Here is a 22,936-nt window from a genome sequence, read left to right as displayed (position 1 = left end):
TCTTTCGTCGGGCCGGAGTGGGCGTTTGGCGGTTTCAAGCCCCACGACCAAGGTGCACCAGACTCTCCGCCAGCTCGTTTTTGCGGAAGGGCTTGGTGAGACGAGGCAGATCAGGGTCGAGGCCCTCACGTTCCGCGTAGCCGGAGACGAGCAGAATCGGCGTCCCCGGCCGGGAGTCCCGAACCACCTTCGCCAAGTCGGTCCCGCTGATACCGGGCATGAGGTGGTCCGTGACGAGCAGGTCAAACGACTCCCTACCCTTCATCAGCTCCATAGCCTCTTCTCCTGACGCGGCTTCAATCACGCAATAGCCCAGTTCGGCCAACATGTAGGACGTGCTGGCGCGAACCAGTTCTTCATCATCGACCAGCAGCGCAACCCCGCGCGTCAATGGCGGCTCAGGCGCCTCCGCCATGCGGAGTACCGCCGCAGGTACGGTCATGCTGCGCGGAAGCCACAGCTCCACATTCGTGCCAAGGCCGGGCGAACTCTGGATCGTGAGGGCGCCGTTCAATTGCGATGCCAACCCGTGCACCATCGAGAGCCCAAGCCCAGTCCCCTTGCCGACGCCCTTGGTGGAAAAGAACGGCTCGACCGCGAGGGCAAGTGTCGCGGGGTCCATGCCGATGCCGGTGTCGGCCACCGATAGACACAAGTATTCGCCAGCCGGAAGTCTGGAGCGGTGGTCGACGCCCACTGCCTCCATGGTGGCCGAGATGCGCAAGGTGCCGCCTTCCAGCATCGCATCCCGCGCGTTGACAGAGAGGTTGAGCAGCGCCATTTCGAGCTGATTGAGGTCAGCGATGGCGGCCGGGAGATGGTCAGGTGCATCGACAACCACTTTGATTTGCGGCCCGGTGGTGCTGGCCACCAGATCACCCATGTCACTCACCAGCTTCGCCACATCGACGGGCACCGGTTGCAGCGGCTGACGGCGGGCAAACGCCAGCAGCCGCTGGACGAGTGTCTTCGCCCGCTCGGCGGACTGCATGGCGCCGGAGATCAGCCGCTGCTCCCGCTCACCACCCACGCCCCGGCGTTGAAGCAGGTCGAGCGTACCGACAATCGGAGTCAGCAGGTTGTTGAAGTCGTGGGCGACGCCGCCGGTCAACTGCCCCATGGCTTCCATTTTCTGGCTCTGCCGCAGGGCCTTTTGAACCTCTTCCCGTTCGGCGATGGCCTGGGCCACCCGCCCTTCCAGCGTGGCGTTGAGTTCTCGAAGCGCGTCCTCGGCCGTCTTGCGGGCCGTGATTTCCATCGCCGTACCGGTCACCCGCAAACAGCGACCCGTGGTGTCGAACACCCCCCGTCCTTTGGCCGCCACCCAACGCACGATGCCGTCCTCACGGCCCACCGTCCGGTAGTCAACGTCATAGAGCGCGCGATGCTCAGGGTCGATGGCGGCGCTAAATGCCTCAATCGTTGCGTCACGGTCCTCAGGGTGCAAACCGTCGTAAAAATCCTGCAGCGTGACCGGCACGTCAGCCGAAATACCAAACATGGCCTTCGTCTGTGCGGGCCATACCAATGTGTTCTGCACGAAATCCACATCCCAGAAACCCACGTCTGCGTGGGCCACGGCCAGGCGCAAACGCTCTTCGCTGATCCGTATCGAAGCATCCGCCCGCGCCCGGTGCACGACCAGCCCGACCGTTTGAACCACGAAATCGACAACCTCGATATCCGCCAACAACGGATCGCGGCGCTCGGGGTGATACAGCACAAACGCGCCCAGCGTGACACCTTGCGCCGAACGGATCGGGATTGACCAACACAGGTGCAGACCCTGTTCGATGGCCCGCTCCCGGCACGCGGACCAGAGGGGATCGGCACTGACGCCAGCGATGGCGTTCCTATACGCAGCGGGCAGGCTCGGGCCGGAGCAGGAATGAATACGCCGGCCGTCGTCGTCCAACAGCACAATGCTGCCGAGGAACCGGGACGGGGACAGCGTTTCCACCTCGCGGACGATGGCGTCCAGCGAGAACGCAAGCGGCGTCTGCGCGACGGCCAGTTCCAGAATGCGGTTCTGAGCGGCGCCCAGTGCTGCCGCACGATTGCGCGCTTGGGTCAGGCGCGCATTCTCGATGGCAATCGTCGCCAGACGCGCGAGGCTTTCCAGACGCTTGAGCGTGTCCTGACCATGATCCCCGACTTCAGCCCAATAGGCCCCGAGCGCGGCGACTGGAACAGGGCGACCAATGGGCACCATGACGAGACTGCGCACAAAAGTCGCCGCATAGGCGTCTTGGGGAACACGGGAATCCAGCCGGACATCAGGAATCGCGACGGTCGCGTTATGGCGCATCGCCCAGCCCGAAACGCAGTGGTCCGCAGGAAACGTCTGGCCTTGCCAGAGTGGCGAGACCGCGTCTTCCGCCACATAGGAACAATAGCCGCCCGTCTCGATCACGATCGCAACGCCTTCTGCCCCGACCGCCGCACGCGCCGTGTCGCGGAGCACGGCAACGACTTCGTCTACCGAACCGGCCAGCGCCAGCCGTTCGCTGGCATTCAACACGTGGGACAAACGGTCATTACGGTCGGGACCGACGAGATCAGTAGGCAAACGGGCTTCCTCATGAACGCCGCACAGACGTTCTGCGGGCGGGTTCAGCGTGAACGTGACGAAAGCGTGCCGTGCAGCCCCCTCCCTGTTCGGCAGTGTGAAATCCAGTCTGTCAGAAATGTCGCCACGAAGCATCACCCCACCGGCCGTGACCAGGAACACGACGTCCGATGGCACGCCGTTGTACGAGAAGGCGGCGAAAACAGGGTCGTTTGAGTGGCGTTTAAGGCCGTTAGTCCAAAGGCCCGACGGATCGGCCCTGATTACGTCCCTGGTAAGAAAAGCGTCATCTGCCCTGACTAGGTTGAAAGCTCACTCCGAGCTGAGACAAGAACGTGAACACTTCAGCCACCCCCGACAACGCCCACCTCTCCCGTCCCAAACTCGATCACGCGCTGAGCCCCCGAAGCCTCGCGCTGTTCATCGGCCTGTTGATCGTCGGCGTCCTCGTCAGCGGCTGGGGCATCGTGCAAGACGTTGACGAGGCTGGCGCCGTGGCCACGACGTGGCTGCCCTACGGCCTGCTGTGTCTGGCGCTGGTCATCGCGCTGGGCTTCGAGTTCGTCAACGGCTTTCACGACACAGCCAACGCCGTGGCCACGGTGATCTACACCCACTCGCTCCCGGCCAACATTGCGGTGGTGTGGTCGGGCCTCTGCAACTTCAGCGGGGTGCTGGCGTCAAGCGGGGCGGTTGCGTTCAGCATCATCGCGTTGCTGCCAGTGGACATGATCCTCCAGGTGGGCTCCGCAAACGGTTTCGCCATGATCTTCGCGCTGCTGATCGCCGCCATCGTCTGGAACCTGGGCACGTGGTGGCTCGGGCTGCCGGCGTCTTCATCGCACACGCTGATCGGTTCGATCCTTGGCGTCGGTCTGGCCAATGCCTGGCTGCAAGGCCGTTCGGCCGCGGACAGCGTCGACTGGTCACAAGTTTCTAAAGTGGCCTACGCGCTGTTGCTGTCTCCGCTGGTGGGCTTCGTCTGCGCGGCAGGGTTACTGCTGTTACTGAGGCTGCTGGTCAAACAGAAAGCGTTGTATCAGGAGCCGAAGGGCCAGAACCCGCCGCCACCGTGGATTCGCGGGTTGTTAATCCTCACCTGCAGTGGCGTGTCCTTCGCCCACGGCTCTAACGACGGCCAGAAAGGCATGGGGCTGATCATGCTGATTCTGGTGGGCACCTTGCCCATGGCCTACGCGCTGGACCGTGCCGTGCCTGTCACCCAGACGACCCAGTTCGTCGCCGTTGCGCAGGTCACCCACCAAGGGCTGACGACCGAAGCCAAGGGGCGTCAAGTGAATGACCCGCGCACGGTGTTGATGGAATACGTCCGCACCCGAAAAGCCAGCGACGACACCGTGCCTGCGCTGGCCGCCGTGACCGGAATCATCGCCGACGAGGTGAAGAACTACGGCACCCTCGCCAAGGTGCCAGCACAGGCCATGACCAACGTGCGCAACGACATGTTCCTGACCTCGGAGAGCATTCGGCTGCTCGGCACTCAGCACCTCGATAATTTCTCTGCGGGCACCCGCACCAACGTCGCGGAATTCAAACGCCAGATCGACGCGGCCACGCGCTTCATTCCGTTCTGGGTGAAGATCGCCGTGGCCATCGCCCTGGGGTTGGGCACGCTCGTGGGCTGGCGCCGTATCGTCATCACCGTGGGCGAAAAAATCGGCAAGGCGCACTTGACCTATGCCCAGGGCGCCAGTGCCGAACTGGTGACCATGGCCACCATCGGCGCGGCCGACGGTTTCGGCCTGCCCGTGTCCACGACCCATGTGCTCTCCTCCGGCGTCGCCGGGGCCATGGCGGCCAATGGCAGCGGGTTGCAGATGGCGACTGTGCGCAACCTGATTCTCGCGTGGGTGTTCACCTTGCCCGCCGCCATGGTGCTCTCGGCGCTGCTGTTCTGGCTGTTTCATGCCATTTTTTGAAGGGTGAATCGTGACAGGCCGTCAATCCGCTCATTTCACCCTGGCGGGAAATTGGGCGGTAAAGGCAGTGCCGGCCGCCAGCGTCGACGTCACCCCCAGGGTTCCGCCGTGGGCTTGGGCGATTTGCGCTGCGATGTATAGGCCCAGCCCCAACCCTTCCCCGCGCTGCCCGGCCTCCGAACGCGTGAACGGTTCGAACAGCAGCGGCATCAACGCGACCGGAATTGGAGGGCCCTGGTTGGTCACTAGGATGACGATTTCCTCGCCTTCCTGCCACGCTTTCACTCGAATGGGCGCATCCGTCGCCCCATGCGTCACGGCGTTGCCCACCAGATTGGACAGCAATTGCGTGATGCGCAGCGAATCGCAGTAGATTCCGGTGGGCAGATCGAGCGAGTGGCTGATACATGCCTGCGGGTTGGAGTGCTGCACCTCACTCAGCGCCTGCTCCAGAACAGGCCCCAGGTCATCCACCCATTGTGGCTTCACCGGAATCCCGCCGCCCATGCGACCCCGGGCAAAATCCAGCACGTTTTCGATGAGCATGCCCATGCGCGATGCGCTGTGGCGGATGGCAGCCAGAAGCCGCAGCGGACGCGTTTCTGTGGTCTGGGTTTCCAGCAGATCGGTGCTCATGCGGATCGCACTCAAGGGCGTGCGCAGGTCGTGCCCCAGCACCGCCACGAATTGATCACGCAAGCGTTCGTGTTCCTTGGCGGTCGCCAGCGCAGCTTGCGTCACCTCCAGGTCTTTCTGGGCATCGAGGCTCATTCCGATCAACTGTGCGAACAGGCTGAGCGTCTTGAGAATGGAGGGTTCCTCCAGATCGGCCGGCAGTGAATCAATGGCGCAGAGAGTCCCGAAAAACGCGCCGTCTCTCGTGATGATCGGAATCGAGACATAGCTCTCCAATCCATAGGTCTGGGGCGTGTGATGCAACGAGAAATGCGGATGCGCACTGGCTTGGCCAAAAATAACCGGGGTTCGGTGCTGGCGGATTTCGTGGCAGATAGTGGACTCGAGCCGCAACTCCCCACCGGGTTCAAGGCCAAAATCGATGGAGTCGTCCACCGCGCAGGCCACCCAGTTCTTGTCCGTGACCCGGGCCACCGCCGCGAAACGCATCCGGGTCAAATGCTTGACCATGCTCAGGATCACGGGCACGGCCCCGATCGCCTGCACGGCGTCAATGTCAGCTGAAAAATCCGGGCGGACCATACGGGGCGGGCCTTTGATCGAAGATTGGAGCGGAGACTACAACGAATAGCGCCCGGCTTACAGACACACTCGCTCCGATTCCACCATGAGTCCCTTGGTGCACCTCCAAGAAGAGTTAACGGTGACGCTTGCCACACGCAAATGAAGGTAGAAAAAAGAGGTCATGCGTGCATTAATTGGCCACCACTGGTGACATCAATCGGAAGGTTGGCATGACTCATATTTACCCTTCCCTGCCTTTCGAACCGATTGGCTGTGCCCAATGCCGCAACCTCGAAGGTTTGGGCTTCGACTTCACCATGGCGTTTCAGCCGATTTTCAACGTTCACACCCAGACAGCCTATGCCTACGAGGCTCTGGTTCGCGGCATCAATGGCGAATCGGCTGCGAGCATCTTGAGCAAAGTGGATGACACCAACCGCTATCGCTTCGATCAGGCCTGTCGTGTCAAAGCCATCGAACTGGCGGCCACGCTGGGGTTGTTGCAGCAGCCCAGGTGCAAGCTCAGCATCAACTTCCTGCCCAATGCCGTCTACCGGGCCGAAACTTGCATCCGGGCGACACTTGAAGCAGCCCACCTGTTCGACTTCCCGTTAGACAGGCTGATGTTCGAGGTGACCGAAGGCGAACGCGTCGACGATCCCGATCACTTGAAATCCATTTTCCAGGCGTACGAGCGTCACGGCTTCACCACCGCGATCGATGACTTCGGGTCAGGCTATTCAGGCTTGAACTTCCTGGCCATGTTCCAGCCCCACGTGCTGAAAATTGACATGGCACTGACCCGAGGCATCGACGCGGATCCGGTGAGAAAAGCCATCGTTGAAGGGATCGTGCTGGTTTCGAAACGCCTGAACATCGAAGTCGTCGCCGAAGGGATCGAAACGCCCGAAGAATATTGGGCGCTCCGGGCGCTGGGTATTTCGCTGATGCAAGGCTATCTGCTGGCACGCCCGGCCATTGGCGCGTTGGTGTCCGGCGACTTTTCGCGAGTCGGCGCTACGGCTGAATAAGGAGTCTCACATGAACCCAAGGATTGCAGGCTGTCTGGCCATAGCCGTATCGATGTCCGGCTGCGGCACGATCGCGACGTTGACCAACGAAAAAGGCGCTGCCGACGAACTCGCCAGCTGGCATTCGCACTGCCACACCATTCCCCGCGCCTACAGCGGCGTCGCCTACGATTTCTGCACGCTGAATGGCCCGGAGCGACATGGGCAACCGCCTACTGCCACCGGGATGGTCATCGACATCGCACTGTCCAGCATTACAGATACGCTGGTCATTCCGTACACCGGTTATCAGCAGTATCAACGGGGAAGTATTCCGGTGCGCAGGAAACATCTGGATTAGGCACCGCCTCAAGCATCCAGACATGAAAAAGCCCAACCTGAGAAGGTCGGGCTAAGTCATTGAAAAATAAGTTGGTCGGGACGGAGTGATTCGAACACTCGACCCCTAGCACCCCATGCTGGGGACCATAGACCAATAACCCGTTGATTCCTAATGAAAACCGCCTTTTACAGAGCCTGCAAAATACGGCCTTTTTTGTGATTTTGCAAACGGAAACACGCGGCCTCCAGGGGAGGTTTTGCGCGCCGAAAATCTGGTTCACTCGTCAGTCCGGGCCCAAGCATGTCGCTATTGCTTGCAGAACAACTGAGGCTGCGACCAGCGCCGCCGCCCATCGCAGTAGCGCTGCATTGCGCTTGCCATCATCGGCGCTGACTAATTTGTAAAGGTCAGCTTCAGCTTCGCTTTGCGGTCTAGTTCGGCCGTCCACCACAGCATTGAAAACGTCCACAAAGTGGTTTTCGCCTAGATCGTCTTCAGCTTGGCTTATAGCCAGGGCCTTGAGGTCCAGACGCGTCGCGAGCCACAGCGCAACCAGCTGTAGTGCGTAGGAAAAAAGGTTTAGAGACTTAACCACAGTCATAATTTGCATCTCCATTACTCCGGGCCTTCATAGTGCCATGAGTGATCAAGCAGCCGACTCGCCTATGATGCAGCAGTAGTAGAAAAACGGACTCGCAGGTCAGAAGCGGCAAGGCCTGCGCGGTTTCGCTGTCTAAAAAGAAATCTCGATTTAGGCACGCTGAAGGCCAATAAAACCGAGATAGATTGAGGAAGTATTAGACACTTCAGCAACCCCGCCTCCGGCATCCTGCCGACCTTCACCTCTTCCCCAATTCCTGCTTTTCCCTGAGCCATCGCTGCGTATCAAGCTGTTCGCTGACATGGCTGAATGCCGAGTCAGCAAGCTCGAGCAATTCGCACAACTCCTCATCATCGATGATGCGCATCCGGCGCAGCACCTTGGCATGGCCCAGCAACTCACCGGACCAATGCTCGATCGCGCATTCCCGCCTGGCCTCATGGTCTAGCAGGTCGTGCCAAATCTTAAGTTCTCGCTCTTTAACGTCCACCTCGCTGCACCTCAGTTGCATTTTACCGTCCACAGTTGCTCCATCTTCGTCGTGAAGCTCTGGCTCATCAGATCACGGCGCATCGCCCATCCTGGATTGGATGGTACGCTCGCCGCCCGCAATGTTCCCCTGCCCCACCGCCCGTTGATTTCGTCCAGCACACTCATGACCTTTTCGGCCTCCACGGGCTGCGAGTGGGCAAACAAGTCGTCGGTGAATTCGCCCGGCTGACGCAGATCCATCAAAAGCACCTCGGCCTTGCTGTATTTGAAGCCTGGCCGGAAAAGCCGGTTGACCGCCTCCGTCGCCGCTTTGGTCATCAGCCGCACATCGTTAGTGGGGTATGGAAGTTCGACCAGCGCGCCATTCGCGTATTTGGCTTCCTCGGGATTGAACATGCCCGTCCGGATGCTGACGCGGATCTTTTTGCACAGCGAGTTCTGCGCCCGCAGCTTTTCCGCGGCGCGCTGGGTGTAGGTGGCCACCGCCTCTTTGATTGGCTCGATCTCTGTCAGCCGGGTGCCGAACATCCGGCTGCAGCAGATCTCCTGTTTCGGCGGGTCGGCCTCGCCCAGCTCAAGACAGGGAGTGCCGGCGAGTTCGCGGGCGGTTTTCTCGATGACGACGCTGAATTTCTTTCTCAGCGTCCATGCGTCAGCTTTGGCCAGATCCATCGCGGTCTTTATGCCCATCGATTCCAGATGGGCTTTCATGCGCTTGCCTACGCCCCAGACTTCGCCGACGTCAGTGTTGCGCAGCGTCCAGTCGCGCTTGAACGGGTCGCAAATATCGACCACACCGCCTGTCTTCGACAACAGCCGCTTCGCTGTATGGTTCGCGAGCTTGGCGAGAGTTTTTGTTCGCGCGATGCCAACGCCCACGGGGATGCCCGTCCGTTGATAGATCATCGAGCGGATCTCACGACCGAATCCCGTCAGGTCTCCCGGGATGCCGGTCAGGTCAGCGAAAGCTTCGTCGATGCTGTACACCTCCAGTGCTGGCACCATCGACTCGATGACGGTCATCACCCGCTCGCTCATATCGCCGTACAGGGCGTAATTGCTGCTAAAAGCGACCACGCCGTTGCGTCGCAGGTGATCCCTGATTTGAAAATACGGCTGGCCCATCTTTACGAAGGGTTTGGCGTCGTAGCTGCGCGCAATGACGCAGCCATCGTTATTCGACAGCACCACGATCGGGGTTTTCGCGAGGTCAGGACGAAAAACACGCTCACAGCTGGCATAGAAGCTGTTGCAGTCGATCAGCGCGAAAACTGGCTCAGGCGTGGTCATGATCGCGAACGCTGTATTTCACAACGCCCCACATCATCAGCTCATCGCCTTCCAGGATGTACCGAGACGGGAACTTGCTGTTCTCCGACATCAGGATAATGGTGTTACCGACCTTGTGCAGGCGCTTGCACACAGGCTCTCCGTTAACAGAAGCGATCACGATGTCACCGTGTACGGCATTCAAACTGCGGTCTACGATCACAAGGTCTCCACAAAAAATCCCTGCACCTTGCATGCTGTCACCTTCGATCTTCACCAGGTACACGTGGGGCGCCCGGATATCGAACAGCTCATCGAGCGAAATATGCTTTTCGATATGGTCGGCGGCCGGAGACGGGAAGCCTGCGGGCACCTTGAAGCCATAGAGGGGAATTTTCTGACCGGAGCTGGCTAATGGACCAAGGATGATGACGCTCATGATGCAAACCTGTGAGTGAATGACTGTATGCATATACAGTTAACGGTCTGCATCGCTTGCGGTCAATCTCACATTGGGAAAATTTCGACAGGTGACACCATGTGCGGACGCTACTCGATCTACGAACCGATGGACCACTACCTGAAGGAGTTGGCCCCGCAACAGCTTGTGATCAACGGTTACGACCTGTGGCCGATCGAGCGCTACAACGTCGCACCAAGTACTAGGGTAGAGATCATCCGTCCGACGGAAGGCGGGTTGAGCGTGGATAAAGTGAAGTGGGGATGGTCGCCGTTCTGGGCGAAGAAGGATGCGAAGCGTCCCGCACCCATAAACGCCAGGGTCGAGACAGCGATGACGGGTAAGTACTTCAAGCAGCTGTGGCCGAATGGGCGCGCGTTGGCCCCGGCGAACGGCTGGTTTGAGTGGGTCAAAGACCCGGACGACCCGAAGAAGAAGCAGCCCTTTTTCATCAGGCTGAAGGAGGAAGGCCCGATGTTCTTCGCCGCGCTGGCTGAAGTGCATCAGGGGATGGATCCGGACCCGCAGGATGGCTTTGTGATTATCACTGCGGATTCGGATCAGGGGATGGTAGACATTCACGACCGGCGCCCGGTGGTGCTAAGCCCGGAGCATGCAAGGGAGTGGGTCGATCCGGAGACTACGCCTGAGCGCGCCGCCGAGATCGCCAAAGAGTGCTGCCGCCCGACAGAGGAGTTCACCTGGTTCGAGGTGAGCAAAGACGTGGGCAACGTGCGAAATCAGGGCGCGCATTTGATAGGGGCGATCGACGCTAAGCCTCAAGGCGATTTGTTCGGCTGAATCTTCAAGGCTGAGTAACTTGCTTCACAGGCGAATCCGGCTTTACAGATCGACGGCTTCGTGATTATCGCGAAGCGCATTTTTTCGAGCGCGTCGGCGTCGGGATTGCTCGTCTACATTCGTAGCGCACCCGTGACGCGGCAATTAGTTTCAAGCTTTCAATGTGGACCGAAAACGATTTCGCGCCTCCAAAATATTCAATTCAGGAACGAAAGCGCCCTAATACGATCAGAGATTTGTATCAACCAGTTGACCAGATTAACCAATTGGGTTAAATTTAGTTTCGCGAATGGAATGTTTCCATCGCTGGAGGATGAGACCATGCTTACTGAATTCGGAAAATTGCTCAGGAAAATCCGGATCGACAAAGGAATGCTTCTGAAGGATATGGCAGGAGCCCTAAGTATCAGTCCCGCCTACCTTTCAGCTGTAGAGACTGGCAAAAAACCAATCCCTGACGGCTTTGTGGGACGCATTGCTAGCCTGTTTGACTATACCGTGGGGTCTGACGAGCACGCAGCTCTTGAAGATTCCGCCTCAATGAGCAAAGGAGAGGCACCAATGAAGCATCTGCCACAGAAACACCAGCAAGCAGTGTTGGCTTTCGCTCGAAACCTTAACCACTTGAGCGCGGACGACGTTGAAAAAGTGTTGGCCAGCATCAAGCAACTGAAGATGAAGGCTCAGTAACATGAGCAAATTCGCCATCGAGGTGCCGCCGCTCACTTGCGCTGAAATCATAAGCGTTGCAACTGATGTCAGGCAGCGCTTCGGTGTTACAGGTGACCGCTACCCCGTGGTCCAGATTCTTGAGGTGGGCATGCTGCTTCTTGATCCGGAGTTTACTTTCGGCGTCAAAGAGCGCTACTTGATGAAGGATGATCTCGGGCAGACCGTTCCAAGCGAAAATGCTATCTACTTACGTGAGGACGTCTACAAGCGCGCGGCTAATGACGTATATAACGATAGATTCACGGTTGCGCACGAGCTAGGTCATCATTTTCTGCACAAAAACGTCAAGGTAACTTTTCATCAGAAGCATCACCGTCGCAAGTATCGCCCTCAGACAGACAGTGAGTGGCAGGCTGACATTTTCGGTGCGGCACTAATGATGCCAGTTCGCCGCCTTATTAAGTGTCGCTCGTTGGACGAAGCCGCTGTGAGATTCGGAGTACCGAAATCGAAGGTAGGGTCCTTCAACCGGGCATTGGACAGAGAAAGACTGATGAGAAGGCTTTACTAGGGGTAAAAATTGACTGCCTTCCTGCGCTGGTATGCACAGAAAAGCAGTCTATCGATTGTAGGCGCGTGAAGGTTTGCGACGTGCTTACCTCGCATTATCCAAACGCTTTCGTCGACGTTGGCGCGATGACGATAGCAAACAGGAGAAGGCGAGTCCATAACTGCCGATCGATTGCTGGAGAAATCGCCATGTCTTTCACATGTCCGATCGTTCGTCCGGTACACGTTTGCGCTTACACCCGTATGCGCCGGGGTCAACTCGAGTACGTGTGCCAACACTGTCGTAGCATGCCTAACCGTTAAGGTTTGGTCGTAAACAAAGCCACCCTTTCAGATGATCGGGTGGCTTTTTGCGTTCACTGGCACACATCTTTGATGTACGCCTGCGCTGCCTTCAACGCTGCTTGGTCGGCAATAATATCTCGTCGGAGATCGAGAACAGCTTGTCCAGTTTCTCGACTGAGTTCGACGGTGCTTGCATCACCCACGCCGGGGGCTCCGGTGGCACTGGGCACGTTCCCGCCACCGGCACCACAACTCCCCGCGATGCGCAGCCGGCGAGTGCCGTCAGCAACAGCGCGGCGCAGAGTTTCGTTTTCAGCATTGGCTTTCACCTTCTCTTCTGTGGCGGTCTTGTCCAGGGTGGCAAGGCGCTGCTCGGCGTCCTGCTGCTTGGCGAGCGCCTTTCGGGCCTGCTCGGCACCAGCGTTGGCGATCAGTGCCAGATCGGCCTGGCGGCTGGCCTCGTTCGTCGCGATGACCTTGCCGTAGGCATTGGCCTGCCAGAACCAAGCTGCGGAGAACCCGGCGCTGAACAGGGATAGCACCGCCAGCCCGTAGGCCAGCAGCTTGACGCGGATGTCACTCATGCTGCACTCAGGAACAGAGACCGTTCCGCCAGTCGGCGCTTTGTCAGCCCGGGCATTTCCTTACCTGCCGCCTTGTTCCAGCGCGGGAACTGTTCAGCGGCTCGTGCGTAATCGCCAACGTTCAGCAACTTGAGCAGCGTCGATGATGCGAGATTCGCTGAGCCAAGGTTGTAGACGAAGCTCATCAACGCATCCCACTGGTTTTGGGTAAGCGGCACCTTGACCAGATTGGCAAGCTCGGGCTCGAACCGCGCAACGTCGGCTTTCAGGTATTGGTCAGCCTGATCTACTGTGATCCGCATGCCCTGCTTCACGCCTCGGGTAGTGCCGTATCCGATCGTCCACGGGTCACCGCCAGTCGCCGGGTCCGGGTAGGCAGTCAAGCGCAGGCCCTCTGCCGACTTGATGAGGTCAAAGCCCTTTGGGGATGTTCGCATTTACTAATCTCCAGACGTAAAAAAGCCCGCACGCAGCAGGCTCGTTCAGCAGCAGGTTATGATTGGTGGTTCAACAAAAAGGAGAGACCGATGAAGATATGGATTACCACGTGCATCGTGGCCTTACTGTCAGGCTGCGGTACGATCAAAACGCTCAACAATGAGGAAGGCGCGGCTGACGACCTTGCCAAGTGGCAATCCAACTGCCACACGATCCCCCGCGCTTATAGCGGGATGAGCTATCAGTTCTGTAACCTGGACAGCCCTCCCCGGTCCGGTCCTCACTGGGCCGTCACGCCGATTGCGCTCGATCTGGTGGCTTCCGCGATTGCGGACACAATCGTGATTCCGTACACGGGGTACCAGCAATACAAACGCGGCGATATTCAAGTGCGGCGAAAGCAGTACTGATTAGGCCCCGTCCAACTGGGCGGTACCGTAATGCTTAGCTCCACCAAGCCTCACGCCCAACCAGAACATCGACGCCCGCCATCGGGCGGTACCGTCGCCGGTCGTGAGCGCGCGGTAGAACACTCCGTCGCAGTCAGCCCGGGTCAGGGTGCCGACTCCATAGAGCCAGTCGTGCAGGATGGCGGCGCGCATGCCGTACCCAGCGAGCAGGCCGTACAGGGCCAAGGTCACAATGGCCAGCGCCAGCAACGCAGCCGCGAGCCAGCCCCAGGCAAACACCCAGCCCGTCAACGCGCCGATCGCTGCCCACCGACAGACCTCGCGTAGAATCCGAATCGATGCCAAGTCGCTGTAGAAGTCGGCCGGCACCGCCAGCAGCCCGTAAACCGGGTCGTTGAACGTCAGGCCTTCCTGTGTGGCCACATCCCAACGGCTGGTGAAGCGTACCGCCGGATGTACGTCGAATTTGCCGATCGGGGTCATGTTGGCCACCCTTCCTCGATCATTTCGGCGGTGACTGTGCCCCCGGCGGCGGCTTCAAGCAGAGCACCCTCACGGTCGTAGCAAGCTTGCACATAGCGGTAGGCCTGCTGACCGATGTCGATCATCTCGGCGTTCGTTGTCGGGCGGCTGACGATCTGCCCAGTTGCGAGGTCGAGGCATTTCCAGACTGAGCCGTCCTCCCGGAACCCATCTCGCGCCGCAGACCAACTGCTGCTGATCTTCGCCTGGCTGTCCCGCTCGGTGTCGATGCCGAAGCCGTTCCAGGGGAAACCCGCGATCTCGGCGCGGAAGCGCCGGTCGGCGATCAAGGCCACCCAGTCCGGCGCAGGTTCAGGGTCTGGATCTGGCGCTTTCGCCAGCTTCTCCCAGCCCTCCCCGGTCCAGCGCGCCACCTGTGTGCCGGTCAGCTTTGGTGGCTTGGTCGGCGTGCTGCGCGGCGGCAATGCGCCTTCCTCGTCCACGTCCTGCTGCCCTACAAACAGCCCAGAGGCGTCCCATTGATAAAAGATCATGCGAGCTCCTTGGCTTTAATGTACGCATTCAGACCGACAGCTGCTGGAACATTCGGCAATGCAAATAGCGAGGAAGTGTCGTAACCAAACTGCGGGACCGACCGAGACAACCTGTTTGCTGTTGTAGAACCTGCAAAGATGATTCCATTACCAACATTGGCGAATCTGGTTAAAACGTTAGCGGCTGAACTTTGTGAAGAGAATGAGCCGTTAGGGTTCATTACAATCACCTTTACACCAGAGCCCGCAAACATGAACAAGACCAACCCGTTGACAAAAATTATGTCAGGACTGGTAGCAACCCCTCCGGTTACAGTGAAGGCAGTAAAACCCGCAGCTGTTGTAGCGTCTTCAAAGCTGCGCAACGCGTTTATTCCGCCAAGGCTGATTATCCACGTGCCCTGGCCATCGGTGGCGATACACGTGCTAATGCCGCTAAGGGTCATGAATCCAGCGAATGTAGCGCCATAGTCTGTGCTTTTTCTTACAGTATAGTTCGTTCCGTCATAACCAGAAATCAGAACCGTACCACTACCGTTTGCTGCCAATGTTTGTGGTGGGCTACTTTGAGGGTAGCTATGCACAAACGTGCTCCAACTAGCTCCGCCGTTTACGCTCCGCATCATATATGAGCCGTAATTAGCGGTGCAAAGCCAAACGCCGTTGCCGCAATACAGTAACTTACTCCAATTGGCGCCCGCACCTGCGCCGCCGTTCGGGGGAGGCAAAGACACTACCTGCCACGTCTGCCCATCGTCGGTACTGCGAAGACATTGAAAAGGAGACGCAGTAATATTGGACATAATTATCCACGTACCGGCACCATCCGTTTTGATATCACCGGCGTTATTACCCAAGCTAGGCGTTGTGACATTTGCCCAAGTTTGCCCGCGATCCGTGCTTCTACGTACTTGAGTTTGAGACTGCCACACGATGATTGTTCCGTTTGGCGCGCCTGCAAAAATGCCTGTGACACCGCCGAAATCGTAATCCGCCCAAGCTGTACCAATTGCGCCACCGATTAAACCTAACTTGGCGAAAAGCGCTGGATAAGCAGATTGCAGACGAATGCTGCCGTTCGCAGGCAGATAAAGTGAACCCGGATCGCGGCAGGTCTGCAATACATCGCCGATCTGCTGGCCGGGGAATACCCACTGCGGCGTTTTGCCGGTACCGAGCATGAGCGCTTGGCCTGGCAAGGCGTTGGTCTTGTCGATCAGGCCATCAGTCCATGCGACGTTGCCCGCTGCATTGATCTGCAATACGGTGAACGGCACGCGCCCGCCAGGTAGGCCAGCAGCAGCCCCAGCGGCTTGAGCGGCAGACTGTGCGTCGGCTCTGGCCTGATTAGCCAACGTCACCTGCTGCGCCGCCAGCGCAACTTGAGCCGCCCCGTTGTTTGTCGCATCGGTTGCAGACTGGGCAGCGGCAAGCTTTGAGGTGTTTGCAGAACTGGCAGACCCGGCAGCGTCACTGGCGCTCTGAGCCGCAGCGTTCTTGGCAGAGGTGGCGTCGGTGACTGCCTGGTTGATGCCGGGGATAACCTTCGTGTTCATGTCCACGTTCACGAAGGTCTGCTGAGCCAGCAATGTCGCGTCGGTCTTGCTGTTGAACACGTCTTCCGGGTCGGTCGACAATGCTGGGGATGGCAAGGGGGTAAGCGTAGGAATCGCCGCCATTACATGAGGCTCCTTACTTCAAGGGTGAACTGAGAGTCGTTGGGAGCACGCAGATTCGGGGCGAACCGCTCGTATCGACCGATGATGATGGTGACGCCCAGCGTCGTTGCGCCCACGTACAGGCATGCGCTTTCGCTGTTGTCGGAGAGAATCCGCTTGATCGTTGAGAGCCGGTCTTCATCGACCACAACGTCGTAATCCACAAAGTCCCGCTTGCCGAGCGGAATGATGGTTACCTGGCCGAAATAGCCGATTTTGACGTTCGAGTAGTTCTCGATACCGAACGACGTGTCGCCGTAGACAGCGGTACCAACCTGCTCCGCCCAGCCCACGACCATCATGCCGATCTGCGCTGTGCCGTTTGGCGCGTTGGCGATGACTCGGATGGTTGCACCGGATACCGGAGGAAGGTCCACCACCGCCAGCGTTTCCGTAGTGGTGAACGGGCCGAAGAAATATTGGTACCAGCCGTTCGCCTTTTTGGTCTGCATAGCGAATGTCTGGTTGAAAACCTCCTGCCCGCCCGCTGTCATGATGACTTGCACCGACGATGCCCGGACGCCCACCAAACCAATCGCGTTGACCCGCTTGGTGAGCGCCACGGACACATCGATGACCGAGGCGTATGAGGTGCTGGTGCCCACGATCCAGTCGTTGCCGATCTGCTTCTTGAACATCTTCCAGCGGTTGGTTGGGCCAAGGTCCTGCCAGACCGGAGGCTGACTTGTGTCGGTCTCCGGGTTCTTGCCCGTGTTGGCGCCTGTGGCTTGGTAGTTCCGGTTGTTGAGCGAAACGTAATCCCCCACCACGTACGCCTTGGTTGGGGAATACACATCGTAATCATTGGCCGGAACGTTGCTGGTCAGCATTGCCGGGGTGATTTCCGTCGGCGGCACCACTGTCATGCGGCTCAAGCTGCCACCTCCTTAGTTGAAACGGTGCCCACGACTTGAACGCCCGCATTGTTGATCTGCCGCAGATCGCGCGAGGCGCTGTCCATGTAGGTTTCGAGATTGCCTAAGCGTCTGTTGAGCTGACGGAGTACTTCGGTGGTATCACCCGCATCATTGCCCGGTCTGGCCCGCTGGGAACCGACGACAATCGGACTGGCAACATTCATGACCGCGCCGCCGGAGGCGAACTTCGGCATTTGGAGGTTGTTCATCCGGTCCAGCGTGTCGGTACCAAACGTCCTGACAGCGGCAGCGCTCATCACAAACTCGCCGTTGGAGAGCCAGGCCGGGATGCTGTCGCTGGTACCGGTGCCGGGGCCGCTGATGTAACCGCCCGTAGCGTATCCAGCCTTGACCGTTGCGCCGCTTTGCTTGGCCGCGTTGGCAATGGCTTGGGCCAGCTGGTCGAGCGTCAGGTGACCGTTCGCCAGTTCGCCCAGCCAGTAATCCTTGCCAGCTTGGTCAGCCCCGTTGCGCCCCAGCACGTCCTTGTAAATGGTATCGATCAGCGTGCCGTTGTTGGTCGCGGTAGAGCCCTTGCCACCAATGCCAGCCAGCGCCGCAACCACAGCCGCGTTCATCTCCTTGACGGCCTGCGCCACGCTCTTGACCGAGTTGTCCACGCCGTTGAGCGCGTCCAGCTGCGACTGAGCGAACTCAAGCTGGTCATCCAGGGCGTCGAGCTGATCCTGAAGCGTTCTGGCCGTCTGCTGAGCCGACGTCAGTTGCTTGCCGTTCAGCTTTTCCAGTTCGGCCACGACGTTCGCGGTACGGCCCTGGTCCCGGTTGAAGTCTTCGAGCGAGGAATACAGGTCTGTCGTGTTGCTGGTGACCACACCGAGGGCATCTTCCAGACCGCCGAACCCGGCCAGCGACTTACCGGCACGCGCTTGGGCCAATGCCGCCTGCAGCGTGGCCTGAGCCTGTTGCCGCAGCACCTTCACCGCGCTGTCAGAATCACCACGGAGCGACTTGAGCGCCGAGCCGAGGCTGTTGCTGACCGTAGTGAGGTCGCCCACCTGCTGGTTGGCGGTTTCGAGCATGTCGTTGACCGACGCCTTTTGAGCGTTGATCGCGCGCTCGACCGCGCTTTGGGCGGATGTGACGTTGCCCAGCAGACCATCAATGATCTTCTGTGCTGCGTCCGCCGCCGCCTGCTGCGCTTGTGTCGCCGCCTGCTCTGCGTCCTTGGACTTCTGCTCCAGGCCCGAGTAGTAGGAGTCGGCATTGGTCGCCAACCCTACCAGCGTGGCGAACATCGCCTGCCCGGCAGCAGTCGTGACGTCAATGTCCTCAACCATCTGGCGATAGGCCGCGCGGGTATCCGGCAGCTTCACGCCCAGGTTGCCCAGCGCGTTTTGCAGGTTCTTCGTCAGGTCAGCGAACTGCTCATCTGCCGAGAAGAACGCTTGGTAGTAGGTGGTGACCGACTTGTTGAGCGCGTCCACCTTGTCCTTGGCGGATGCGGTTGCGGTATCCAACCCGCCCATGGCGCCGATCATGTTCAGGATCGCGTCAGAGGCCTGGAGGCCGGTGTCGTTCAGCTTCAAGTTGTCGATGTTGATCAGCGACAGCGCATCGTTCACCCCATTGAAGCGGGTGAAGACGCCTTCAATCGTCTTGATGACCTGATCAGCAGTGACATTCCAGTCGCTGGCGAACTGCGTGAACTGCGCCTTGAAGTAATCCGGCAGCGACTTCGAACTGACGATTGCCTTGGCCAGGAACGTGCCCAGGATGTTGTCGTAGTTCTCCGTCAGCGCCGCCGCTGCATCTGCCGCGTTGAACAGCTGACGATCTTCCAGAACAGAACCGTCGTCCAGCCGGGTGCCGAACGTGGTCGAGTACTTGCCCGAGGTCTTGCGGACCTGAAGGGTGTTGTACGCGACAACATCGCCACCGTTGCCCAGCACGTCATAGAGCTTGCCCAGTGTTGCGCTGAACTGGTTGAGCGTGGACGACAGCTGCGCATCAGCCGCTTGGCCGAACTTCGGCGCATTGGTCTGCCAGCCCTGCACAATCCCGGTATCGGTGTACTGGCCGTTGATGTAGCGACCGGTCGCCGAAGTGCTGAGGTCGGGGTACTTCTCGCCGCTGCCGCCAAACAACTTGCCCGATACGAAAGACCCCAGGACAGAACCAATAGCGGCGCCGGCTGCGGTCCCGATTGGTCCGACGAAAGAACCGACCAGAGCGCCCGCACCAGCGAAGCCAGCGGTGGTTGCAGCACCTTTCACACCGTATTGCTGGAACGATGTAAGGACCGAATACGCCGCACCGATGTAGCTTAGAACGCTGCTGAGGCTAGCCAAACTGGTCGAAGCGTTTTGCCCTGCTACAAAGTTCTGGAAGGCAGTACCTGTGTAGCCAGCTTGCGAGGCACCAGCAGCGGAACTGGCAGCGAAGTTGGAGGCTACACTAGCCGCCGTAGCGGAACCGGAGGTGAAGCCGCTGGTAATAGCGCTCTTGATGTAGTCCGCGCCATTACCGAACGCATTTTGTAGGCCGCCGAGAACACCTTCGCTTCCGTTCCAGCCGGCCAGCACGGATTCACCGAACTTGCTGCCTGCGACTGAAACGACACTGCTGATGTTGCTGAGCGCGCCGCCCAGGCCGCCGCCGCCAAAGATGGAACCGGCGCCGACTCCTACACCAGTCCCGCCGCCCGCTGGGTCGCCGCCGATGCCCAATGCGGCAATGATCGGGGTGACCACGTAAGCCTTGGCCACGATGCGAGCCAAGTCTGCAATGATGCTGTCTGCCAAGTCCTTGAACGACAGCTTGCCGGTTGTGGCAGCGTTGACGAACGCATCCTCAACGCCATGCAACGCGTCCGAGAAAAGGCCCTCAGTCTGCCCGGCAACGTCCTTGGTTTCGTCGATGTAGTTGGCGAAAGCGCGCGAGGCGCCGTTCATCCAGTCGGAGCGAAGTGTGTCTACGTCCTGATAATACTTTTGCTGCTTAGCAAGGCGCTCATCAAGAGCGCTCTGAAGTAGTTGAGTCTCGCGCTCGAAGTTAGACTTCTGGCCATTCGTTGGATTATCGATCTTGTTGTAGTCACGAGTCAGCTGCTCGAGTTTGCGCTGATAGTCCTCGCGGATCTGGAGGTCTTGCTGCAACTGCTGCCGGGCGCGCTCACCCAAGCCAAAGCCAGCGAGCTGCTGATCCAACCCGCGCTGGGCGAGAGCCAAGCTGTCGCTAACCGTCTGCGCAAATGCCTTATAGGCTGCCTCCTCCTGCTCCAGGCGGCCTTTGGTTTGTTTGGACAGAACGTCCTGATCCGTATCCAGCTTCTTCAGCGCATCAGTTTGCTTCTGACGAGCATCGGCGATCTTTTGATCGATGCCAATACGTTGCGCCCCTGTGGTCGTGGCTTTGTCACGAACCGCCTGGAGGGCTGCGATTTCAGCGTTGTAAGCTGCCTCAACATCAGTTTTTTCTTTGTCGATCAGCGCTAATTTTTGAAGGGTGTATTGCTCCTGGCTGACCAAGCCCGACTTCAGCGAAGCATCAAGCACGCGAACCGAATTCTGGTAAGCAGCGTCAAGGGATTTGAGCGCATTCTCCGCATCATTGAAGCCGGTCAGATCAACAGCAGGGGCGGCGACTTTGGCATCTTTGTAGCGGTCATTGATCGCCTTCAGGGAGACATCGTATTCCTTATTGATCTGCGCGACGTTGACGCCCTCACCCTTCAGCGCTTCGGCGCGCTTACGGTCTAGCTCGGCAATATCGAGTTTTTTCTTGGATTCCTTGTCCAGGCCTGCGAGGTACGAGGTGTGCAGCGAATCAATAGCATTGATGCTCGCCTTTTCGCGCTCTTGGGCATTCCCTTGCGCTTTAGCAATTGCGCTTTGGCTATCCAGTTGGTCCTGCAAGAAACCGCGCTGAACGGTCCAGCTCTTGACCTTCTCCGCATCGTAACCGGCACTTTCCTTGTAGCGCTTGAGTTGCTCGTCCGATAGCCCAACTTGTTTGCTGGCCAAGTCCTCGATGGCCTTCATCGAGGCAATCTGACTATCCAGCTGATCAATCTGGCTTTGGATAGTCTTCTGCCGACCAAACTCCTTAAGGCCGTCGATGGCGCCCAATGTCATGGTCTTAACGGCTTTCCATGCTGTCTCTACGTAGCCGAGATCCTCAACAATTTGGCCTGCCCGGCTTTTGACAGTGGAGGCGTAGGTGTCGGTCAGCAGCTTGACCGCATCTTGCTCCTTGCCCTGCTCCTTCAGCGATACGATCTGTTCGTATACGGAAGCAGTCAAAAAGCCATACGATTCATTGAGCGTTTTCGCAGCTGACACAGGGTCATCCGCAATTTTCACGAACTCAGCGATCGTGTCCTGCACAGCTTTGCCAGTCGCCTGATTCATTGCGACAGCCGCAACAGCAATCTCGTCGAAGCTTTCCCCAGCGATTTTGCCGGTCGCCGCGAGCTCGCCCAGTGCCTCCGCTGCCAAGCCAACCGTTCCGTTGGACCTGCCGATCGATTCTGCAAGCGCGTTGAGCTGTCCAGCGCTCAGTCCCGCGCTCCCGCCGGTCTGCGTCAGCGCTTTTTGGTACTCGGTGAACTCTTTGGAGCCTTGGTATGCGCCATACGCAATGGCTGTGAGAGCAACACCTGCAACTGTCAGTGGGTTGATCAGTCCGAGGACGTAGCCGCCAAGAGCATTGGCAGCGGCGCCGATACCTCCGAAGGAATCTTTGATCTGGCCGCCCTGCTGAAGCAAGACAGTCAATGGCGCCTGGCCGCCCTGAAGTGATGTGAAAATATCAGTGAACTGAGCGGGCAGCGTGCGCAATGCTGCGGCGTTCTGTTTTGCGCTTACGCCGGTTTTGTTCAGGTCACCTTGGAATCTTGTCAGCCCCTCGCGAGTCTGGTCGATTGAGGCTGTGTAGCGGCTGAAGTCTTCCTTGGATAGCAGTCCCAGCTCTTTCGACCTGCCCAGCAAATCCTGCTGCGCGTCGAGTCTTTTTAGCGCCGACACAGCGGGGTCGATCTGGCCGATCAGCTTGGCTAGTGCATTGGCGTCCTCCGCAGTTGCGGTGGCAGCCTTCTTGGTTGAACTGGTGGCCTTGTCTTGGGCTACCACCGAGTCTGCCGCTGCCTGTGCAACACGGCGCTGCGTGGCAAGCTGGTCTAGCTGCTTGCGTGCCGCTTCCCCGGCTGCAGCTGCAGTGGTATCAAGCGCTCCCGATAGCTGTTGTTGGCCTTTTGCGGCATCAATGGCCGCCGTCGCAAGCGCCAGCATCCGAGCCTTGGCCTGCTCAGCGGATTCCGCAACTTTTGCCTCTGCGGTGGCTGTTTTTTCAGCCGCCGTGCTGGCAGACGTAAACGCTGACGATGCCTGGTTAACCGACTGAGCCAATTTGGCCATCAACTGGGCGGTGCTGTCTTGCCGTGCGTTTAGCTGCTGAAGCTCTTTGACGATCTGGCTGGTATCGCTGGAAATACCCGATACGGCTCTTTGCCAGGCACTCTCTACTCGCTTGGCGGAATCCTCCGCGCCCTTGCCGGAATCAACTAATCGGTCCAAGTCGTCAGTGGCCCGCACTACAGACTGCGAGTTGATCTCTACACCGAGCGAGGCGATTGTCGTCATGGGTTTCTTCCGGGCATAAAAAAACCGGCCCATGGCCGGTT

General features: G+C 58.9%; 20 protein-coding genes and 1 tRNA gene. 7 read left to right on the top strand and 14 right to left on the bottom strand.

The window, feature by feature from the left end; all coding sequences use genetic code 11:
• Window positions 1-34: 34 nt before the first annotated feature.
• The gene (locus GVN17_RS19855) at window positions 35-2,569 is read right to left on the bottom strand and encodes an ATP-binding protein (RefSeq protein WP_256665315.1); all 2,535 of its coding nucleotides are present in this window, start codon (window positions 2,567-2,569) and stop codon (window positions 35-37) included.
• Window positions 2,570-2,904: 335 nt separating this feature from the next.
• Here GVN17_RS19855 and GVN17_RS19850 point away from each other — a divergent pair, with 335 nt between their 5' ends.
• Entirely contained in the window at window positions 2,905-4,509 is a 1,605-nt protein-coding gene (locus GVN17_RS19850; RefSeq protein ID WP_166596949.1) for an inorganic phosphate transporter, read from the top strand.
• Between the two features lie 30 nt (window positions 4,510-4,539).
• Here the strand turns inward: GVN17_RS19850 and GVN17_RS19845 are convergent, their stop codons facing one another.
• The gene (locus tag GVN17_RS19845) at window positions 4,540-5,727 is read right to left on the bottom strand and encodes an ATP-binding protein (protein ID WP_166596948.1); all 1,188 of its coding nucleotides are present in this window, start codon (window positions 5,725-5,727) and stop codon (window positions 4,540-4,542) included.
• A 212-nt stretch (window positions 5,728-5,939) separates the two neighbouring features.
• Between GVN17_RS19845 and GVN17_RS19840 the strand changes: the two genes are divergently transcribed.
• Both GVN17_RS19840 and GVN17_RS19835 read left to right on the top strand, forming a co-directional pair.
• A complete protein-coding gene (locus tag GVN17_RS19840; RefSeq protein ID WP_166596947.1) occupies window positions 5,940-6,740 on the top strand; it encodes an EAL domain-containing protein in 801 nt (266 codons plus the stop codon).
• A 10-nt stretch (window positions 6,741-6,750) separates the two neighbouring features.
• Entirely contained in the window at window positions 6,751-7,080 is a 330-nt protein-coding gene (locus GVN17_RS19835; RefSeq protein WP_166596946.1) for a YceK/YidQ family lipoprotein, read from the top strand.
• A gap of 72 nt (window positions 7,081-7,152) precedes the next feature.
• On the opposite strand, the gene GVN17_RS19830 is transcribed toward GVN17_RS19835, so the two are convergent.
• The 5 genes from GVN17_RS19830 to GVN17_RS19810 all read right to left on the bottom strand — a co-directional run bounded on the left by GVN17_RS19830 (window position 7,153) and on the right by GVN17_RS19810 (window position 9,863).
• Window positions 7,153-7,223: transfer RNA gene (locus GVN17_RS19830), tRNA-Ser, on the bottom strand.
• Between the two features lie 122 nt (window positions 7,224-7,345).
• Window positions 7,346-7,672 carry a hypothetical protein gene (locus GVN17_RS19825; RefSeq protein WP_166596945.1) on the bottom strand — a complete coding sequence of 109 codons (327 nt, stop codon included), beginning with the start codon at window positions 7,670-7,672 and terminating at the stop codon, window positions 7,346-7,348.
• Between the two features lie 229 nt (window positions 7,673-7,901).
• Entirely contained in the window at window positions 7,902-8,153 is a 252-nt protein-coding gene (locus GVN17_RS19820) for a hypothetical protein (RefSeq protein WP_166596944.1), read from the bottom strand.
• Between the two features lie 11 nt (window positions 8,154-8,164).
• On the bottom strand, window positions 8,165-9,445 hold the full coding sequence (gene umuC / locus GVN17_RS19815; RefSeq protein WP_166596943.1) for a translesion error-prone DNA polymerase V subunit UmuC: 1,281 nt from the start codon (window positions 9,443-9,445) through the stop codon (window positions 8,165-8,167).
• The gene (locus GVN17_RS19810; protein WP_166596942.1) at window positions 9,432-9,863 is read right to left on the bottom strand and encodes a LexA family transcriptional regulator; all 432 of its coding nucleotides are present in this window, start codon (window positions 9,861-9,863) and stop codon (window positions 9,432-9,434) included. The genes umuC and GVN17_RS19810 overlap by 14 nt, the downstream gene beginning before the upstream one ends.
• Window positions 9,864-9,962: 99 nt before the next feature.
• Between GVN17_RS19810 and GVN17_RS19805 the strand changes: the two genes are divergently transcribed.
• The 3 genes from GVN17_RS19805 to GVN17_RS19795 all read left to right on the top strand — a co-directional run bounded on the left by GVN17_RS19805 (window position 9,963) and on the right by GVN17_RS19795 (window position 11,928).
• Window positions 9,963-10,685, top strand: a complete 723-nt coding sequence (locus GVN17_RS19805) for an SOS response-associated peptidase (protein ID WP_166596941.1) — start codon at window positions 9,963-9,965, stop codon at window positions 10,683-10,685.
• Between the two features lie 321 nt (window positions 10,686-11,006).
• Complete coding sequence (locus GVN17_RS19800) at window positions 11,007-11,375, top strand: helix-turn-helix domain-containing protein (protein ID WP_166596940.1); 369 nt, start codon at window positions 11,007-11,009, stop codon at window positions 11,373-11,375.
• 1 nt (window position 11,376) lies between these two features.
• Window positions 11,377-11,928 (top strand): ImmA/IrrE family metallo-endopeptidase, encoded by a 552-nt coding sequence (locus tag GVN17_RS19795; RefSeq protein WP_166596939.1) that lies wholly within the window; start codon window positions 11,377-11,379, stop codon window positions 11,926-11,928.
• Between the two features lie 355 nt (window positions 11,929-12,283).
• On the opposite strand, the gene GVN17_RS19790 is transcribed toward GVN17_RS19795, so the two are convergent.
• A complete protein-coding gene (locus GVN17_RS19790) occupies window positions 12,284-12,796 on the bottom strand; it encodes a lysis protein (RefSeq protein ID WP_166596938.1) in 513 nt (170 codons plus the stop codon).
• Window positions 12,793-13,233, bottom strand: coding sequence for a lysozyme (locus tag GVN17_RS19785; protein ID WP_166596937.1), 441 nt, complete (start codon window positions 13,231-13,233; stop codon window positions 12,793-12,795). Before GVN17_RS19785 ends, GVN17_RS19790 begins: the two co-directional genes overlap by 4 nt.
• 90 nt (window positions 13,234-13,323) lie before the next feature.
• Here GVN17_RS19785 and GVN17_RS19780 point away from each other — a divergent pair, with 90 nt between their 5' ends.
• A complete protein-coding gene (locus GVN17_RS19780) occupies window positions 13,324-13,644 on the top strand; it encodes a YceK/YidQ family lipoprotein (protein WP_166596936.1) in 321 nt (106 codons plus the stop codon).
• Here the strand turns inward: GVN17_RS19780 and GVN17_RS19775 are convergent, their stop codons facing one another.
• From GVN17_RS19775 to GVN17_RS19755, 5 genes are read right to left on the bottom strand one after another with little or no spacing between them, the layout of a single operon-like run.
• Window positions 13,645-14,127, bottom strand: coding sequence for a DUF1353 domain-containing protein (locus GVN17_RS19775; RefSeq protein ID WP_166596935.1), 483 nt, complete (start codon window positions 14,125-14,127; stop codon window positions 13,645-13,647). It lies immediately after the preceding gene.
• Window positions 14,124-14,660, bottom strand: a complete 537-nt coding sequence (locus GVN17_RS19770) for a DUF4376 domain-containing protein (protein ID WP_166596934.1) — start codon at window positions 14,658-14,660, stop codon at window positions 14,124-14,126. Before GVN17_RS19770 ends, GVN17_RS19775 begins: the two co-directional genes overlap by 4 nt.
• Complete coding sequence (locus tag GVN17_RS19765) at window positions 14,657-16,339, bottom strand: sialidase family protein (protein ID WP_166596933.1); 1,683 nt, start codon at window positions 16,337-16,339, stop codon at window positions 14,657-14,659. The genes GVN17_RS19770 and GVN17_RS19765 overlap by 4 nt, the downstream gene beginning before the upstream one ends.
• Window positions 16,339-17,253 carry a hypothetical protein gene (locus tag GVN17_RS19760; protein ID WP_166596932.1) on the bottom strand — a complete coding sequence of 305 codons (915 nt, stop codon included), beginning with the start codon at window positions 17,251-17,253 and terminating at the stop codon, window positions 16,339-16,341. Before GVN17_RS19760 ends, GVN17_RS19765 begins: the two co-directional genes overlap by 1 nt.
• Window positions 17,250-22,895, bottom strand: a complete 5,646-nt coding sequence (locus GVN17_RS19755; protein WP_166596931.1) for a phage tail tape measure protein — start codon at window positions 22,893-22,895, stop codon at window positions 17,250-17,252. Before GVN17_RS19755 ends, GVN17_RS19760 begins: the two co-directional genes overlap by 4 nt.
• Window positions 22,896-22,936 lie beyond the last annotated feature (41 nt).

The sequence above is a fragment of the Pseudomonas sp. SLFW genome (genome assembly GCF_009905615.1).
Classification (GTDB): domain Bacteria; phylum Pseudomonadota; class Gammaproteobacteria; order Pseudomonadales; family Pseudomonadaceae; genus Aquipseudomonas; species Aquipseudomonas bambusae.
This window is presented reverse-complemented; position numbering and strand designations above follow the sequence as displayed.

Coding starts and splice junctions, on each gene's coding strand:
- GVN17_RS19840 (WP_166596947.1), top strand. CDS start 5,940: ATGACTCATATTTACCCTTCCCTGCCTTTCGAACCGATTGGCTGTGCC.
- GVN17_RS19800 (WP_166596940.1), top strand. CDS start 11,007: ATGCTTACTGAATTCGGAAAATTGCTCAGGAAAATCCGGATCGACAAA.
- GVN17_RS19785 (WP_166596937.1), bottom strand. CDS start 13,233: ATGCGAACATCCCCAAAGGGCTTTGACCTCATCAAGTCGGCAGAGGGC.
- GVN17_RS19755 (WP_166596931.1), bottom strand. CDS start 22,895: ATGACGACAATCGCCTCGCTCGGTGTAGAGATCAACTCGCAGTCTGTA.
- GVN17_RS19780 (WP_166596936.1), top strand. CDS start 13,324: ATGAAGATATGGATTACCACGTGCATCGTGGCCTTACTGTCAGGCTGC.
- GVN17_RS19775 (WP_166596935.1), bottom strand. CDS start 14,127: ATGACCCCGATCGGCAAATTCGACGTACATCCGGCGGTACGCTTCACC.
- GVN17_RS19770 (WP_166596934.1), bottom strand. CDS start 14,660: ATGATCTTTTATCAATGGGACGCCTCTGGGCTGTTTGTAGGGCAGCAG.
- umuC (WP_166596943.1), bottom strand. CDS start 9,445: ATGACCACGCCTGAGCCAGTTTTCGCGCTGATCGACTGCAACAGCTTC.
- GVN17_RS19835 (WP_166596946.1), top strand. CDS start 6,751: ATGAACCCAAGGATTGCAGGCTGTCTGGCCATAGCCGTATCGATGTCC.
- GVN17_RS19810 (WP_166596942.1), bottom strand. CDS start 9,863: ATGAGCGTCATCATCCTTGGTCCATTAGCCAGCTCCGGTCAGAAAATT.
- GVN17_RS19795 (WP_166596939.1), top strand. CDS start 11,377: ATGAGCAAATTCGCCATCGAGGTGCCGCCGCTCACTTGCGCTGAAATC.
- GVN17_RS19765 (WP_166596933.1), bottom strand. CDS start 16,339: ATGGCGGCGATTCCTACGCTTACCCCCTTGCCATCCCCAGCATTGTCG.
- GVN17_RS19805 (WP_166596941.1), top strand. CDS start 9,963: ATGTGCGGACGCTACTCGATCTACGAACCGATGGACCACTACCTGAAG.
- GVN17_RS19845 (WP_166596948.1), bottom strand. CDS start 5,727: ATGGTCCGCCCGGATTTTTCAGCTGACATTGACGCCGTGCAGGCGATC.
- GVN17_RS19790 (WP_166596938.1), bottom strand. CDS start 12,796: ATGAGTGACATCCGCGTCAAGCTGCTGGCCTACGGGCTGGCGGTGCTA.
- GVN17_RS19825 (WP_166596945.1), bottom strand. CDS start 7,672: ATGCAAATTATGACTGTGGTTAAGTCTCTAAACCTTTTTTCCTACGCA.